14 protein-coding genes and 1 tRNA gene are annotated in these 16,808 nt (G+C 43.8%); 5 read left to right on the forward strand and 10 right to left on the reverse strand.

The features are described from left to right. Positions 1 to 34: 34 nt before the first annotated feature. From V5G28_RS23795 to V5G28_RS23825, 7 genes are all read right to left on the reverse strand, one after another. On the reverse strand, positions 35 to 1,876 hold the full coding sequence (locus tag V5G28_RS23795; protein ID WP_332989662.1) for an ABC transporter ATP-binding protein: 1,842 nt from the start codon (positions 1,874 to 1,876) through the stop codon (positions 35 to 37). Positions 1,877 to 1,954: 78 nt separating this feature from the next. Continuing rightward, complete coding sequence (locus V5G28_RS23800; protein ID WP_332989664.1) at positions 1,955 to 2,863, reverse strand: hypothetical protein; 909 nt, start codon at positions 2,861 to 2,863, stop codon at positions 1,955 to 1,957. A 559-nt stretch (positions 2,864 to 3,422) separates the two neighbouring features. Continuing rightward, entirely contained in the window at positions 3,423 to 3,692 is a 270-nt protein-coding gene (locus V5G28_RS23805) for a lasso peptide (protein ID WP_332989666.1), read from the reverse strand. Positions 3,693 to 3,836: 144 nt separating this feature from the next. Then, complete coding sequence (locus V5G28_RS23810; protein WP_332989668.1) at positions 3,837 to 5,858, reverse strand: lasso peptide isopeptide bond-forming cyclase; 2,022 nt, start codon at positions 5,856 to 5,858, stop codon at positions 3,837 to 3,839. Then, positions 5,855 to 6,388, reverse strand: a complete 534-nt coding sequence (locus V5G28_RS23815; RefSeq protein WP_336231306.1) for a lasso peptide biosynthesis B2 protein — start codon at positions 6,386 to 6,388, stop codon at positions 5,855 to 5,857. The genes V5G28_RS23810 and V5G28_RS23815 overlap by 4 nt, the downstream gene beginning before the upstream one ends. A gap of 55 nt (positions 6,389 to 6,443) precedes the next feature. Continuing rightward, on the reverse strand, positions 6,444 to 6,758 hold the full coding sequence (locus V5G28_RS23820; protein ID WP_073631784.1) for a PqqD family peptide modification chaperone: 315 nt from the start codon (positions 6,756 to 6,758) through the stop codon (positions 6,444 to 6,446). A gap of 529 nt (positions 6,759 to 7,287) precedes the next feature. Next, positions 7,288 to 7,440, reverse strand: coding sequence for a hypothetical protein (locus V5G28_RS23825; RefSeq protein WP_332989670.1), 153 nt, complete (start codon positions 7,438 to 7,440; stop codon positions 7,288 to 7,290). A 600-nt stretch (positions 7,441 to 8,040) separates the two neighbouring features. Here V5G28_RS23825 and V5G28_RS23830 point away from each other — a divergent pair. Further along, a tRNA-Gln gene (locus tag V5G28_RS23830) sits at positions 8,041 to 8,112 on the forward strand. A gap of 101 nt (positions 8,113 to 8,213) precedes the next feature. On the opposite strand, the gene V5G28_RS23835 is transcribed toward V5G28_RS23830, so the two are convergent. Beyond that, positions 8,214 to 8,366: a hypothetical protein gene (locus V5G28_RS23835; protein ID WP_336231307.1), complete on the reverse strand. Its 153-nt coding sequence runs from the start codon at positions 8,364 to 8,366 to the stop codon at positions 8,214 to 8,216. A 163-nt stretch (positions 8,367 to 8,529) separates the two neighbouring features. Further along, positions 8,530 to 8,682 (reverse strand): hypothetical protein, encoded by a 153-nt coding sequence (locus V5G28_RS23840; protein WP_332989674.1) that lies wholly within the window; start codon positions 8,680 to 8,682, stop codon positions 8,530 to 8,532. Between the two features lie 561 nt (positions 8,683 to 9,243). On the opposite strand from V5G28_RS23840, the gene V5G28_RS23845 reads away from it, so the two are divergent. The 4 genes from V5G28_RS23845 (at position 9,244) to V5G28_RS23860 (ending at position 15,350) form a co-directional block, all read left to right on the forward strand. Then, positions 9,244 to 11,460: a GumC family protein gene (locus V5G28_RS23845; RefSeq protein ID WP_332989677.1), complete on the forward strand. Its 2,217-nt coding sequence runs from the start codon at positions 9,244 to 9,246 to the stop codon at positions 11,458 to 11,460. A gap of 208 nt (positions 11,461 to 11,668) precedes the next feature. Beyond that, a complete protein-coding gene (locus V5G28_RS23850) occupies positions 11,669 to 12,427 on the forward strand; it encodes a thioesterase II family protein (RefSeq protein ID WP_332989679.1) in 759 nt (252 codons plus the stop codon). 611 nt (positions 12,428 to 13,038) lie between these two features. Further along, a complete protein-coding gene (locus V5G28_RS23855; RefSeq protein ID WP_442994288.1) occupies positions 13,039 to 13,752 on the forward strand; it encodes a 2OG-Fe dioxygenase family protein in 714 nt (237 codons plus the stop codon). A gap of 356 nt (positions 13,753 to 14,108) precedes the next feature. Then, the gene (locus tag V5G28_RS23860) at positions 14,109 to 15,350 is read left to right on the forward strand and encodes a cysteine desulfurase-like protein (RefSeq protein WP_332989683.1); all 1,242 of its coding nucleotides are present in this window, start codon (positions 14,109 to 14,111) and stop codon (positions 15,348 to 15,350) included. A 480-nt stretch (positions 15,351 to 15,830) separates the two neighbouring features. Here the strand turns inward: V5G28_RS23860 and V5G28_RS23865 are convergent, their stop codons facing one another. Further along, positions 15,831 to 16,616, reverse strand: coding sequence for a class II aldolase/adducin family protein (locus V5G28_RS23865; protein ID WP_332989686.1), 786 nt, complete (start codon positions 16,614 to 16,616; stop codon positions 15,831 to 15,833). Between the last annotated feature and the right edge of the window lie 192 nt (positions 16,617 to 16,808).

A 16,808-nucleotide genomic window follows, 5' to 3' on the forward strand; every position in this document is an offset into this window, starting at 1 on the left:
TTTATTTGATGTTGACCGATTTGAAATGGCGTACCTAAACAACTCCACTCTCTACACTTGAACTTTCACTAGTCATTTGCATTTGGTCGAACCAAGATTTGGCATAAAAACCATCCAAAGCAAGTAATTCGTCATGGTTTCCAGATTCTACAATCTCGCCAGCACGCATAACGTGAATGATGTCTGCTTGCATTGCCAAGGTAAAGCGGTGAGTAATCACAATGGCAGTGCGATCGCTTGCCAATGTGCGAAATCTTTCTAGCCAGTCGTGTTCAGCCCAAGGGTCCATTGCACTTGTAGGTTCATCCAAAATAATAATTTGGGCGCGTCTAAAAAATGCCCGTGCCAGTGCCAGACGCTGCCATTGACCCCCGCTTAACTCACTTCCCTCAGGAAACAACTTACCCAACATTGTGTTATAGCCTCGGGGCAAGCGCATAATTTTATCATGAATACCCGATGCTTTAGCAGCTGCTTCAATCTCTGCCTGATTTGACGCTGCCCATATATCACCCAAAGCAATATTTTCTCCAGCTGTGGTGTAGTAGGGAATATGAGACTGGAACAAAACAGTAATTAACCTGCGGAATTTATTTACTGGGAACTCGCGTATATTTGTGCCGTCTAGTTCAATGCTTCCTGAGTCAGGGTCATAGAAGCGGCATAAGAGCTTGATGAGCGTACTTTTTCCAGCACCGTTATCACCAACAATCGCCACAATTTTGCCTGCTGGCAGCACCAGGTTAAAGTTATCCAATACTGGTTCTTCTGTGCCAGGATAGCGGAAGGTGACTTGCCGAAATTCAATTCCCTGCGTGAGTATTGAGGGTATCGGCAAAGGATTGGGCGGGTCTACAATTTTAGGTTGGATTTGTAAAAATTCAAATAAGTTACCAATGAATAAGCTATTACGGTAAATTTGCCCCAGATTACCTAACAATGTCTTAATAACGCCTTGTGCCTCACCAAGCGCCTGTAAAAATACAGCTAAATCCCCTAAAGTTAAAACTCCCAGCAATACTTGCCGTCCCATCCAGAACACAGCAAAACCCAACATAGCTAATGCGATGATGGTAGCTGCGAAGCGACCCAAAGTTTGCTGCCTCAACAGCCTGAGTTGTTCGTGTCGGAGTTGCTGACGCAACTTCTTATAAGACGACTGGAAGTAATCACCAAAGTCAAACAACCGCACTTCCGCCGCCGTGGAGTTATTAGTCAATAGCCAATCATAATATCCTAGCCATCGGCGAGCAGTCGTAGTCCGCTGCGACCAGTTATACTGAACTTTATTTAAATACATCAATATATAGAATGCAGGAAAGGCACTGATGACTAAAAGCAAGGGGAGCCAAAAACCGTAGGGAATCAAGATTGCTGCTACAGCAAATAAAGTCACGCTGTTTTGCAATAAACTGCCAGTACTTTCTAGTAAAGCAAGCGATCGCCCACTCGCTCCCTCCCTGGCGCGGTTAAGCTTGTCATTAAACTCTGAGTATTCATAAAAGCCATAATCGACAGTCAGTGATTGTTTATGAATCAAACCACTTATGTAGTCGTTTACTAATTCTGACTGAGCTGTACGAATCCATTCAGCACAAGCATTAAAAAACTCCCCCAAAAGCAAGATACTTGCCATTAACCCTATTGGCATCAAAATTTTCTGAAGACTTTCCCAAGAAAAGCCACCTCCAGCAACTACTACCAGATTATTAACCAACTGTCGGGTTAGGGTAATAGAGATTGCTGGCAACAATCCTTGAACCAGCAGCATGATCATCCAAGCTACAGTCCAGTAGTGTGACGCTGCCCAGACCAAGCTGAAAGTTTTGTGTAGATGAGATAGTATTGTATTTGCGCCACGGAGTTTCCTAAACAACCTAAAACCCCCCTGAGTTAGGGATAGTGAATACAGTTCGAGTTTATTTGACGGATAACAGATAACTAAATGTTGTAGCTAGGGAACTCTCGCTATCATTTTTTGGTCAAAATCTTTAGTGTTGATTTGTGCCAGGTCATCCTCAATTAACTTTACAAGTTCTGGTAAGTCTGTCAGGGAGGGTTTGCGAGTGAAGCGACAAAAAGTTACATTCTTAATAAGTTCAGAACAAAGACGCATATGGGAAGTCACAAATTGTGGATTTGTCACTAAGCTAATGGCACGAGTATGACGCACTAACTCGACAAAGGCTTCTTGGGGTTGTAACTTAGTAATCTTGTGAGCGCTTCCTTTATCCAGGACATAAATCCGCTGAAGCGGTAAGGGAGTTTGTTGGAAACCACGTTCAAATTTGTAGGAAAGTTTGGGTGAATTTTGAAAAACTGGAGATAACCTCTCAGTATCTTGTCCCAGAGAAGCTACTGCTTCTGGAAAAAGTTTGAACTGAGGATAGGCAGGAATGACAATCGGGGAATCTGAAACAAATTCGATAGGCATGACGTCATCTGTTAATATGTCATATCCCTTGGTATGGAAAGCTGCTGCCAAAGTTGACTTACCCCAGCCTGAACCACCCATAAATGCTACAGCCTTATTGTTGATATCCACACAGCTAGCATGGAGAACTAGCAGTCCCCGTTGCCGAAGCAGTATAGATAGTATAGGACCCAAAAGTATAGTGCGCAGGAGAGCTTCTTCGACTCCTAAAACAGGATCAATGACAACTTCACGTCCCCTTTGAATGAAAAACTTGCCTACTTCTGCCACTTCTCCTTGAAAAGTGTTACCGCCATCATGTTGTGTCTCCCTTGTATCATTGATTTTGCCAAACTGCACAATCACGTCTGGCTTGCCTTCGCTCTGCATCAGCTCTGGCAGGGGCAGTTCTGAAGCAATGCATATATTGTAGGCGTGATAAAGTTTCATATCTTCAGGGTGTTTCGGCAATGTGGGGATGGAGGCTTAAGTTGTCAGCAATTGTACAACTTTATTTACTACAAAATCGCTATGATATGCCGGTTAAATTGCTACAGCGACAAACCAGAAATCTACTGTTCTTCACATAGCAATCGATGCAGTCATACAAGTGTTATAAACTCAATCCAAAGATTGTTGCTGTAGAACTATTTTCCTTAAGTGCTCTTAATGCTTGGACTTAGAGTGTGGCTTGGTAGCGGTAGAGACCGCAAGAACCAAAGCCACAACCAGCCAAAATGTTGGACTTACTACATGATCGAGTTGTAGTCAAACCACAAACCAAGATCACTGCTCTAGTGGTCTATCGCATTAGTTTTAAAGGCTTGGTAGTGAGCCCTGTCTTCGCTCAAATAGTCTAGGACTAAAGTCCTTACTACGAACTTATACAAGGCTCATAATTAATCCGATGAACTACTAGCAGCAGAAAAAATGATTTGCTTTTTGAAGTAAGTCCGAGTTTATGCATCCAGAGTGATATTCAATCAAATTTTTGAATATTACTCTAGGGTTATTTCGGTGTATAGCTGCCCTGAGGTACGATATCCGCGTCTGTAGAACCAGTGGTACCACTCACGACAGTACCGGGGGCAACGCCATTCGGATTACCGGTGAAAATGAGGAAATCCTTTCTTGACCCCGGTCCAAATAGTTGGGTGATTGCTTCCACACTTCCGTGATTTGTCAGCTTGGGTGCGTTGTAAGTTTTTTTCATGAGTTGAACTCCTAGTTGTCTATCCACTGTGACGACTTGTTGGTTGTGGTAGTGCTCCCTGGTCATTGGACTTACGGTGTGTCTTGGTCTTATATAATGATTGAACCTCTCCAAAAATAAGTTTGGAACCCTGATGAAAGCGTCGTTGATTTTTTATTTCTGGAGAGGTCTATTGATTAAGCCAATCTACAACCTGCCAAGAGGTTGGACTTACGGCATCAGTTGGTTGTACTCGAACCACAAAGCCAAGATGACTGCCTGCCAAACTGCCATGCTGTCTTCATCGCTAACTTTGTTACCATCACAGAGCAATCGCTGATATGCTCCTTGTAAAATATCTAAATTAATGTAATTTTCAAGACTGCCTAATTTGTCGCGCATGACCTCTTCCAAAAGTTGGCGATCGCGGTTGAGGATACCGTCAGTGAAATTCGATGACAAATCTGCTTTTCCTCCACGCCATTGAACTTCTTCTGGCAAGATACCTGCTAAGGCACGTCGCATCACTATCCGACCCCAGCCTTGGTAAAGCTTTTGCTCTGAGGGCAATGCCAGACAAAATTCAATGAGTCGTTTGTCCATGAATGGATGACGGGCTTCCAGAGAAAATATTGCCGCATATTGATCCATCAGTTCCAAGGTGTAAGTTAGTAATCCTTGGTTGAGAGTGAGCCATTGCTCCTCTCTGACGGTCAGGGGTTGTTTAGGGAAACCTCCCAATTTCTCGATACGTTCATCCAAACCAATACGCTCTGCAAAGTTACGATTGACTAAGGGAGCCTGGGAGGCTACAGGGCTGACAGATTTGTCTTGTTTATACGAACGCCATTGCCACATTGCTTCTGGAACCAGATATTTGAGTCCGTGCTGCAAAATTAACTTTTTGCGTGAACCACCGAAATGCTTGTGGATTTGCTGCACTGCTTTGACAAACGCTATCCAACGCCACCGCTTTGCCAAATCCTTAAGGTATGGCAGACCATGACCGCGAAACAAAGTGTAAGGCGGGATATTGAATTTTTGTGCAACTGCCTTGGTTTCCAGTATAAATAATTTCCAATCACCTTGGCGTGCGAGTTCGGTGAGTCTCATGATGCCATGGCTGACTGTAGTGTCACCATCAAAACCATCAAGGCAAATCCGCAGTCCCAGTTCCTTAACAGTCCGATTCAAGTTCCAAGGATAAAAATGACTAGGTCCTAACAGAGCTTCATCTTCATACTGGAAAATCTCATCTAGGTTAGATAATGGACCAAACTCGTCTCCATGAACGTAGTGAGAAATGAACCCCCCCTGCTCCAACACTGCGTTAATGTAGGGGCGTTCGTCGCACCCAGTAATTTTATCAAAAATACTAGAAATAGTGTGTAATTTAGTATTACCACCCGTAAGTAAATTCCGCGCTACACAGGACACAGCAGAAGAATCTAATCCACCGCTCAAGTGGCTGACGATGGGAAAGGCACTCCGCATGCGACAACTTACAGCCTCTGTGAAGATTTTGCGAAATTCCTCTGCATAAGCTTCATGAGAAGCTAACCGGATTTCATGATCGGGGTTAAGTGACCAGTAAGACCATGACCTGATACCAGACTGGTTTACCACCATACTGTGGGCTGGCGGAAGCCGCATAATGTCTTGGTAAATCGTGATGGCTTTGTCTTCCATCATCAATGCCAAGTAGTCGGCAATCCTGACCTCATTCAAGCGGCGTGGTACCTGCGGCAAACTAACGAGTGCTTTTATTTCAGAGGCAAAGAGAAAGGCTTTACCCTCTTGATGATAGTAGTAAAAGGGCTTGACTCCAAAATGATCTCTAGCACAAAAAAGTTTCTGCTTACGCTTATCCCAAATGGTGAAGGCAAAGTCACCTAAAAGATGTTCTGGACACTGCTCGCCCCATCTTTCATAAGCCCTCAAAATCAACTGGCTATCTGTGATTTTTTCGGGTGGACAGTGATCAAACTGTAACGCACAGATAAGTTCATCGCGATTATCTATGCGTGCATCGGATGTGATCACCAAATCGCCAGTTTGACTGAGTAAAGGTAATTCCTCTATCACTGATTCTGGAGTCGTCCATAGCATCCGATGCCCAAAACCAACAGATCCATCAACCCAAATGTCTGCACCATCAGGTCCGCGATGCGCCAAAATATCAACCATCCGCCCCAAGTCTGCACTCTCCACAGGGCGAGCATCAAGGTAATATATGCCCATAATGCCGCTCATAGTTTGGCTCCTTTGAGAGATGGCAGTGGGATAAACCGAGAAAGGTCTGGAAGATTGCCGATCGCCACCCTTCCCTGATACTCTATCCAAGCGTGAGCTTCTAAATTTCCTTCCTCTCCTTTGGCAACCCCTATACGGAGTTCAGGAGTATAACCGTGGTAACTCATCAATACTTGAGTAGTCAAAGCACGGGCTAGACACTTAACACCACCTGGCATATAGCGGCTGGCTGCATTCACAGCCCAAACAATCTTGCTTACGGAAATTTGGCTTTTATCCTCACAAGGAACAAGAAAATTTGATTTGCTAATCTTTTGCAAAAGCTTCAATAAATTCCGAAAGGGTAAAAGCCATAGCCCTAGCCTAATTGCTGCCAGTAAAATAAAGGTGATGATGAAAAGAAGATGGCGATGCTCCCAAAAGGAGCTGCCCAAAGGGCGATCGCCCTTGGCGGGGCTTTGCCCATCGCGTATCTCCTTCGGAGACGCTTCGCGTTGGCGCAGCCTGTCCGCAGGACTTACGCGTAGCATGTCCTGAGGACTCAGCGGACCCTCTGCGCCATTACCCTTAGAAAGCTTGAAAAAACTAGACAACCGTCTCATTCTTAACCTCTATTAGCCCTGCATCTTTCAAATTGTCTAGCAGTGCCAACAGATCGCTTATACAAATTTCTGGTTCAACTTCATACTCTTCCAGAAGCACCTGCTTAATATCTTTCACAGACTTGGGTTGCTCAATCAAATTCCAAATTCGCGCTCCCGCTTCATTCAAACCGTGGTATACACCCGATTTGAGGTTCAGGATGACCGCTTCGCCGCCGAGATCGGAAGATATTTGCTCTACAGCAGCTACTACTATCGACGATTCTGAGATTTCGTACTTTAGTTGTTTTGAACTCATCATAGCTAAAGTCATTATCGATGTGCAATTCTGCTATGGCTACCCAAATAGCACCTTGCCTAAACAAGGCACACTGTCAATTTTTGAAGGTCTGTACCGATACAAGTGATGCAATCGATGCACGCACTTATAAAACTTCCCTGATATTAAAGTATTTCCAATTCTGAATGTATAGCTGCGTTTTCTATTACGCAGTAGTAGATTCCTACTTCAATAGCCAACCCTATGTATAAACTCTGGAGATGCTTCTTTCTTATCTTAGTATAGGATAAAGAAATTTCCTCAATTTCTCCATAAGTTCATAAAAACAACACATTAAGATAAAATGATCCGAATTTTCACTGAGAACCTTGATTATAGTAAGTCTGCTTATTCTTCGATAAAAATATTAAATTGCTGCTAGCTAACTCAAGATTCTTTAAGCAGGTAAAGCCAGGTCACAGAAAACTTCTACGTACACTATGAATGCCAATTTTTATAAATTCTGGTATTTGGCTATTACGTTGTTAAAGTTATGATAAATCAGCGCTTATTGCAAGCTTACATCATTAAGTAAAGCTATCCACATATCTGGTGGTTCAGAGTAGTAATCAATTTCCTCAACTTGATAGCGACATGATTGAGACCCGTTACATAAGATGATGTAATCGCCGCGTTTGATACCTTTACCCTGTCCTGTCATGTAACCTTTCGCCTGGTTATCAGTTAGTTCAAAAACATAGTCACGTCCACCGACATATTGGGTATAGTCGTAGGTCTTAGTTTGTGAGTATTTGGTTTTCTTTAGTATAAACTTATATAACGATAAGAAAATAATATTAAGGTTGATCCCTGACCTGATATATGACATAAGTGATTGGCAAAAAAATAGTGTTGACACTAAGGAATTTTTTCTGTAAAAAGCGGGAAATATCAAACGATGGGGTTCATCACAATAATTCTCGGTCAAAGCTAAATAGTACGATAGATATTTTAATCTAATGTTTGCAATGAACAAACAGTTGAACTACTTAAAATACCAAGGCAAACACATGAAAATTGCAGCAGGATTTAACGTGGTCTAGGGTGTAAGCGTGCTGCCAGCAACCAAAACCTATTGCATACCGCCAAAATCCATACTCCCTCTTGTTGTCCCTAAACCCTTACTACCCTCTGTGTGCTTGATACTCGCTGCAATATTTGAATTTTCAAGTGGGATTTGTGATATTTGCCGAAAAAGATCTGTCAAAGTACTTGACACTACCCCAGGAGTCGCTGCTATATTATGTAAGGATGAAATTGTTGGGGCGTAGCCAAGTGGTAAGGCAGCGGGTTTTGGTCCCGCCATCCCTAGGTTCGAATCCTAGCGCCCCAGTGCCATAAAGGGTAGGCTGTAAAGTCTACCCTTTTGGTTTTTGCATTCTTCCTTACTAGGAAATTGTCAAGCCAATGTTGACAAACCCCACATAGGAATTTCTACAGGCGATCGCTCGTATACTCCCAAAAAATCGCCCTTGTGGCAACCCCTCCCCGTTTCACAAACCAACGGGGCTGCTGATCTTCAAGCGGTTGGGCAGTAGGATACCTTATACACGCGTTGCACTCAAAGATAGTACTTTCCTGCTCCATAAAACTTATACAAATCGCTCAAATATGAGCAAATCGATGTTTACTTCCCGTTTCAATCAAGGCAGCGGACTGCTACTTGTGAGGCAGTGCGTTGCGGGGGTTTCCCCCGTTGTAGCACCTTTTGTCCACGGGCGTGACTTCCGGTTGAGCCAACCGTACATACTCATCTCCCAAGTTGGGACACGGGAAGGGGTGAGGGTGGTACTTCGCCAATGCAACGCCTGCGTATGACTTGATGGTAGCAAGTACCCGCATAAAGGCGATCGCGGAGCGCCCGCTCCGTGATCGCCTTTAAACAAGAGGCTAATGTATTCATTAGCACTGGAAGTTCTGGTGTATACCTATGATAAGAAAGTCAAATCGATACCACTGGGTTTTATCCGGAAAAGTCTCAAGTGCATAAGAAGAATGTACTAAACAAGATGAATGCCAAACAAGTACTATTCAACACATATCTAAACAGAGGTTTGTGCCTGATTAAGTATTTCAACATTGAGTTTTTTAAATTTATTATGAACAGATTAACCCTTATACCAACAGCATGGTCACTCTATATAAAATCTTCATATTATGTCATTGAAATATAAATAACTTACAAAATTTTTCAATGTAATGGTACTGTATCTATAAATGCATCGCTCCAGTCTTATCAGTATTTTTTTAGACTTCAGACAGGGTAACGTATCTATCACTTGGTTTATGACAAAGCTCAATTTGCCCTTTTAGGTGTCAAAACTATGTGATTCGTTAATATGTCCATTAACCTTTGTGCGTGTGTTGAATAACTTGGCAATCGAACACACTTAATTATGTATGCCAGGATTGAATCGAAGCGTGCAACCACGTAAAACCATAAGTTAGACAAGTTACTAAGCCTATGCTGAAGTCAGACAGATATCCTCACCCGTTGTCACAAGCCTACACAGCCCAGTCGAATGAGGAAGGTGGATTGAATCTGGGTCAAGTTGGAGCAACTCTCCGCCGTCGCGCCTTGTTGATTGCTGGTGTAACAGGCGTGGTGGCTACAGCAGCGGTGTTGAAGGCAGAAACAGATCCTCCAGTGTATCAAGGCAAGTTTGAGATTCTCACTAAGCCTGTGACTGGTGAAAGTCGGGCAGTAGCCAATGTTCCTCAAAGCTTGAGTTCACAACAAGGGGTAGCACCTCCTGAACAAGCCGTACAGACAACAATCAAAGTTTTAGAGAGTCGTGCGATACTAGACCCGGTGATCAAAAAGCTTCAGGAGAAATATCAGACAAAATATCCCAAGCTGAACTACGATGTGATCGCTGGTATTTTACAAATACAAGCCGAACAGCAAAATATTTTACAAGTCCAATTTACAAGTCCAGATCCAGAGCTAGTAAGCGATGTTTTAACATTAGTGAAAGATGCCTATGTGCAATATAGTCTGGAAGAGCGTCAAGACGAAGTTAAGCAGGCAATAAAGTTTGTTGATGAACAAAAACAGCCTTTAGACGAGCGCGTTAAAGCCTGGCAACAAAGACTGCGAATCATTCGACAAAAGAATAATTTGGTAGAACCAGCACAAAAAGCTCAAGAAATATCTAATCAGGTTGCTACTTTAACGCAACAGCGAGCAGAAAATCGTGTGCAGCTAGAGCAAATGCGAGCAACCTATGAGGACTTGAAACGGGAGTTAGCGCAACAGCCAGGTGAAAGGGCTGGAAATTCAGTGCTGAGCGAAAATCCTCGCTATCAAAAGATACTCGATCAAATTCAAACAGTGGACATTGAGGTTAAAAAAGGTGCAGCAAAATTAACAAATGACAACCCCAGTCTGCAGTTTTTGCAGGAGCAGAAAGCAAACTTACTGCCAATGCTGACCGGGGAAGAGAACCGCGTGAAAAGAGATTATGAAAGTCGTATCCGGACACTGGAAGCACGTGATAAATCTTTGGGGGAAAAAATTGATTCTTTCAATAAGTATCTTAGAGAGTTAGCAGTCACGATCCGTGAATACGATGACATTCAGCGGGAATTAAAGATTGCCACTGATGGTCTGACTCAATTTTCAACTAAAAAACAAGCATTGCAGATTGAGCAAGCTCAAAGCCTACCATCTTGGAAGTTACTCGACCCTCAACTTGAGGAAGTGAAAGAACCAAAGGCTGTCGCAGACAGTGCCAGACGTAACTTAGCTTTGGGGGGAATGTTAGGTTTGCTGTTGGGTACAGGTGCAGCTTTAGTGGCGGATAAGCTCAGCAATGTCCTATACTCTTCTAAAGACCTGAAGGAAGCGACAGGATTACCACTATTGGGAGTCGTTCCTTTAAGAAAAGAACTTGGAACATTAGCTTGGCAAGAAGCAGCTGGTGGATTACAACAAGCAGCTCGAGCCTCGTTTTTTGAGGTGTTTCGCTCTCTTTACACTAATATTCTTCTTCTTGGCTCGGATACACCGATTCGTTCACTGGTTATTAGTTCGGCGGCACAAGAAGATGGTAAGACGACTGTGGCAATACACCTAGCGCTTGCAGCGGCAGCGATGGGGCAACGAGTTCTACTGGTAGATGCCAATCTCCGCTCTCCCACAGTCCACAATCGCGTAGGTCTGATGAATATTCAGGGATTGACCGATGTCATTTCACAAGACCTAGACTGGAACAACGTGATTGAGCGATCGCCCTTAGAAGACAACCTATTTGTCCTTAGTGCTGGTCCAATTCCTCCTGACTCAATCAGGTTGGTTGCGTCTCAGAAAATGCAGGATCTGATGAGCGAGTTACAAGGCGCTTTTGATTTAGTTATTTATGACACACCGCCTCTCGTAGGATTTGCTGACGCTAACCTGCTGGCTGCTAATACCAATGGACTTATACTAGTTGCTGGATTGGGCAATCTCAAACGTACTATCTTCCAGCAAGCATTAGAAGAACTCCAAGTATCTGGCACACCGATTTTAGGGGTGATCGCTAATAAATCCAAAGATGCCACGCCAGCCTCATATAACTATTACCAGCAGTATTACAAGCACAGCACGAGCGGCGAAAGAAGTGGAGACGATAGCATTAACGTCAGTCATTCCACATCAAACTCATCTTCTTTTAGAAACGGTGGAAGAAACTCATAAGCAATAAGTTCGTAGTTGCGCCTAAGCGCAACTACAATTGCATTGACACAGCAAAACAAGCCTGGGGATTTTTGCCTCATTATTAGGTTCGGTCGATGTTGTCGCTGCTTTGCTCGTTATGAAACCGCTAAGTCTTGGGAAAAAGATGGAGAAAGCTGGTTGCAACACGTAGTACTCTATTGAGAGCGTCAATATTAGACTGATAGTTATGACAAGTGCGCGAATTCATTCTTGGGTGACGTGTCCTCAACCGAATCCTCTAGCTTCCCTGCGTTTATTCTGTTTCCCCTACGCCGGTGGTAGTTCTCTGATTTTTCGTACATGGTCTCACAGTCTACCCACGACTGTTGAAGTGTGTCCCATGGAATTGCCAGGACGCGGAACACAGATGAAATTGCCTGCATTCACGCAGCTACAACCTCTAGTCCAAGCCATTGCTCCTGTTCTCCTACCACATTTAGACAAACCGTTTGCCTTTTTCGGTCACAGTATGGGTGCGCTCGTTAGCTTTGAGCTTGCCCGTCTACTGCGTAAAGAACATAATATTACTCCAGTTCACCTGTTTGTGTCTGCTCGGCTTGCCCCTCAAATCCCTGACCCAAAGCCACCCGTCCACGCCCTTCCAGAGCCTGAGTTCAAAGAGGAACTGCGCCGTCTCAATGGTACTCCGGAAGCGGTGCTGCAAAACGCCGAACTGATGGAACTTCTTCTCCCAATTTTACGAGCAGACTTTGCAGTTCTGGAAACCTATGTTTACACTACCGAGCCACCCCTGAACTGTCCGATCACTGCTTATGGTGGCTCAGAGGATGAAGAAGCGAGTTACGATGAACTCCAAGCCTGGCAGAAGCAAACAAATGCTGCATTTTCACTACAGATGTTCACAGGCGATCATTTCTTCCTGCACTCAGCCCAATCAGTTCTGCTACAGTCTCTTTCACAAGAACTACAGAGGATTACCAGTTGAATAAACTGCTTGAGCCAAGGTTTATTAGAAAGCCTTTTTGATGCGATTTTAGATGACTGCTATTTTGCTTTTTTAGGGTTTTCAAACCTTAACTTCATTATTTTATTAACACGAAAAATATTTTTTTATTCAACATCTTTACCAAAATTCACACTCTGATTGTGACTTCCGCGAGAGTATAATCAGGCAACAAAACTGGAAAGAGGTTTACAGTAAAAAATCCTCCAAAAGGAGGAGCATAAGCGCTTTTGGTAGTTTCTAGCGGCATAGGTACTTGATTAATACAATATTTATATGAATATGGCAGGTCATGTTTTCCTTGCTTATAATTAAGGAAAAAGGTGTAAAACAAAAGCACCAACATTTAAATAAAACTACAAAAAACTAAGTTAAATAAATCTGAAAATTATCGATCATAGAAAATAAAAAAATTAACTGTACTAGATTAGCATCAATAATTTGTGCCTTCTAGCTGCTACCAAAAATTGGGTTCAAGGGTATTTTTTGCGCCAAGACAATTTTTTATTAGCAGTAGAATGGTTCACATTTTGACTGAATTGTTCACATTGGGTTCAACCATATAGCCAACCCAAATTTTTGAAAGTGTCAACATGGCTATATTTGGTCAACCTGAGGAGGATAGTAAAATGTTGGAATTACGAAAAAAAGACTTTAATTGTATTACCAGTTACGCTTTGGAAAGCATATCTTCTGTAAATGTAGATAAGCTGAAGCCTTTCTTTACCAAACTTCCTGCAGACCCATATTTGGCAGGCAACTATCGTTTCAGACGACTCTCTCATTTTAAAATTTCTGGCGATAGCATAGTCAAGCTGCCACATAGACCTTTCTATCAACCTAGACAATATAATCCTTTACTGGGTAATATAATCAGGGAGTATTCAGAACTAGATAATGAACTGATACAATTGGAAGATTTTGAGAGAATAATTTTAGAATTTTACGAATTTTGTAAACTGTGCTCAACCTACAAAGAAATTGCAGTTCATCAGATTAGAATCACCGCTTTCTCAGAGCAAATAGGCGAACCAGCCCCAGAGGGAATCCATAAAGATGGAGTAGACATGATTTGTATATTCTCTGTGAATAGAGAAATGATTGAAGGGGGAGAAACTCATCTCTATAAATCTAAGGATGACAGCCCAATTTTGAACAAAATTCTCAATCCTGGGGAAATGTTAGTATTCAGCGACAAGGAATTTTTCCATTTTACGTCTGCTATCAATGCAATAGCCTTAGAGGGCGGTGTGAGAGATGTGTTTGTGTTAACTTGTCCAGGATTGATTGGGCCGAAAGATAATTGAATTTGGGGATTGGGGATTAGGGATTAGGGATTGGGTATTGGGAGGATTATGGACGGGGATTCAAACCCCGCCCAAATCCTGTAAGGACATCTTCCCCAGTAAAGAGTCCGTGCGCGGCGTTCTTCCCCACACCAATATACAAATCTGGTTGAAAGCGATTACCGCGACGTGTTGAAGAAGAACAAGAGAACACAGAACGATAGATATAGAATGCAATTATTTGACGGTACAACCGACGGGAGCATCCCAAATGTTTAAATTGCCTCTCCTTCTGACAACTGAGTTCTGCGTTCTCTCTTATTAAAAAACCAAATAAAATATCCAGACTACCTCTCTCAAAAATAAAGGAGTTTTTTATGGTTGACCTTGACCTAGGGTGGATACGCAATCAGTTTCCAGCACTTTCACAACAAATCAATGGTCAACCTGTGATTTTCTTTGATGGACCTGGTGGTACTCAGGTACCAAGTAGTGTGATAGATGCGATCGCCGAATACCTACTAAAGTCAAACGCCAATGCTCACGGGGCTTTTGCCACAAGTCAGCGGACAGATGCACTCATCACTTCAGCTCGTGCAGCCATAGCTGATTTATTGGGGTGCAATTTGGACGAAGTGGTTTTTGGTGCAAACATGACCACGCTGACATATACTTTGAGTCGAGCGATCGCCCGCGAACTCCAACCCGGTGATGAAATTATCGTCACCAAGCTAGACCATTATGCCAACGTTTCACCTTGGTATGCACTTTCCGAACGCGGTGTTGTGATTCGTGAAGTTGATATCAACGTAGAAGACTGCACGCTAAACATGAACCATATCCAGCAGCAAATTAATGAGCGGACGCGATTAGTTGCAGTGGGGTATGCGTCCAACGCTGTCGGCACAATTAACGACGTGGCAACAGTTGTAAAATTAGCTCATGCTGTTGGGGCGATGGTTTTTGTTGATGCGGTTCATTACGTTGCTCATGCTCCAATTGACGTACATATGCTTGAGTGCGACTTTCTCACTTGCTCCGCTTATAAATTTTTTGGACCCCATGTTGGTGTACTGTATGCAAAGCGTGAGCATCTTGAGCGGCTGCGTCCTTACAAAGTCCAGCCAGCCCCAGAAGAACTTCCATCTCGTTGGGAAACTGGAACCCAGAACTACGAGGGGCTAGCGGGGTTAGTGGCAGCAATCAACTACCTAGCCCAAATAGGTCACCAAGTGTTACCAGGTGTTAAGAACCGCCGAGAAGCCTTGTTAGCAGCGATGATTGCAATTAAGCAATACGAAAGAGATTTGTGCCAAAAGTTGGTCACAGGACTGTTACAAATTCCTGGTCTAACTTTATACGGCATCACCGATCCAACCCGCTTTGACTGGCGGACACCAACCGTTGGCATCCGACTTGCTGAGCAAGCACCTCACGCTATTGCCAAAGCCTTGGGTGAGCAGGGTATCTTTACTTGGAACGGCAACTTTTATGCGCTCGGTCTTACCGAGAAGTTAGGAGTTGAGTCAAGCGGGGGATTTCTGCGGATTGGGCTTGTACACTATAACACCGTTGAAGAGATTCAGCGTTTGTTGAAAGCGCTCTCCGAGAGGGTGTAGAGCAATACCCTATGTGTAATATCAGGTTCAGTTGATTACTTATCATTCCTGAAGAACCCCACCCCGGTTTTGTCTTGCGCCAAAACCTCCCCTCCCCGCACGCGGTGAGTAAGCGCGCTGCAGGCGGGTTTCCCGCCCAGGCGACTGGCGTTCGCGTAGCGTCTCCGTTCGGCCTCAAGCCGTGCCCGAAGGGCTCAGGAGATACCCGGAGGGGGAGGGGATAAAGGGGAGCCAGCGCTGCAGGAGGGTTTCCCTCCGCAGGCGACTGGCGTGTGGGGTGCAGTCAACGTGGTAATCATAACTAATTAACCGAACATGATATAAAGACGTTGCACTGGAACGTCGGGGTTGCTCAAGTATGAATCCGGATGTAGAGACGTGCCATGGCACGTCTCTACAAGGATTTTGGTATTATGGAAAATCATTTTCATACATGGAATCAGCAACGCCGGAACGTCTTTACACCCCTTTGCTGGATATTCACTCCAATAAGTCGGGTTGCTGGCGGACAATCATGTCATACATTGACTGGAAACTGAACCAACCCATGAAATGTGAGCCAACTTGGCGATAAGTCAGACTAGCGGTATCAGGGTGAATGAGTACTGGTGTCCCTGCTGCTTCAGCCATCAACTGCGATTGACAGGAGCGATCCATTGTGATGAACCACCATGCTGTTTCATCCACTGAGCGACCAACTGTCAGTAAACCATGGTTGCGAAGAATGACCGCTTTGTTTTGCCCCAGAGTAGTGGCAATATCCTGACTTTGTTCCAAATCCAGCACCACCCCAGTATAGTCCTCAAACACAGCGTGGTCTTCATAGAAAGCGCAAGCATCCTGGGTAAGTGGGTCGAGAAGGCGTCCCAAAGTTGACCAGGTTTTGCCATAAAGGGAATGTGCGTGAGCAGCCGCTACTACATCTGGTCGCGCTTTATGGATCTGCGAGTGTATGGCGAAAGCCGCAGCATTTACTGGCTTGTCACCCTCAACGACCTCACCCTTATGGTTGACTAGCACAAGGTCTGAAACTCGGATGTGACCAAAGTACAGCCCAAAAGGGTTAACCCAAAAATGGTCATGCAATTCTGGGTCGCGAGCAGTAATGTGTCCGGCGATGCCTTCATCGAATCCGTAACGAGCGAACAAACGAAAGGCAGCAGCCAAACGCTGCTTGCGATGGAGACGCTCATCTTCCACACGCTCAAACTTAGGTGGATGGGGAAGTTCTCCCTTGGATAATTTTGAGGGGTCTACTGTGAGCATAGTTTTATCTGTATATCACATCAATTTCATTGATATTAGGCAACAGAATTCTTTCTAAGTTAACTTCTTAAAGTTTTGTAAAATTATACATCGGTTATAATTTAATTATAGCCTCCTCAGAATTTTGTTTAGAAATAGAACTCATTTATCGCCGATGTGGAGGTAGAGAAACCTTTTCCTGTCCAAATCTTG

Origin of the sequence: Scytonema sp. PRP1, from assembly GCF_036697665.2 — a bacterium.
Lineage (GTDB): Bacteria > Cyanobacteriota > Cyanobacteriia > Cyanobacteriales > Nostocaceae > Kalymmatonema > Kalymmatonema gypsitolerans.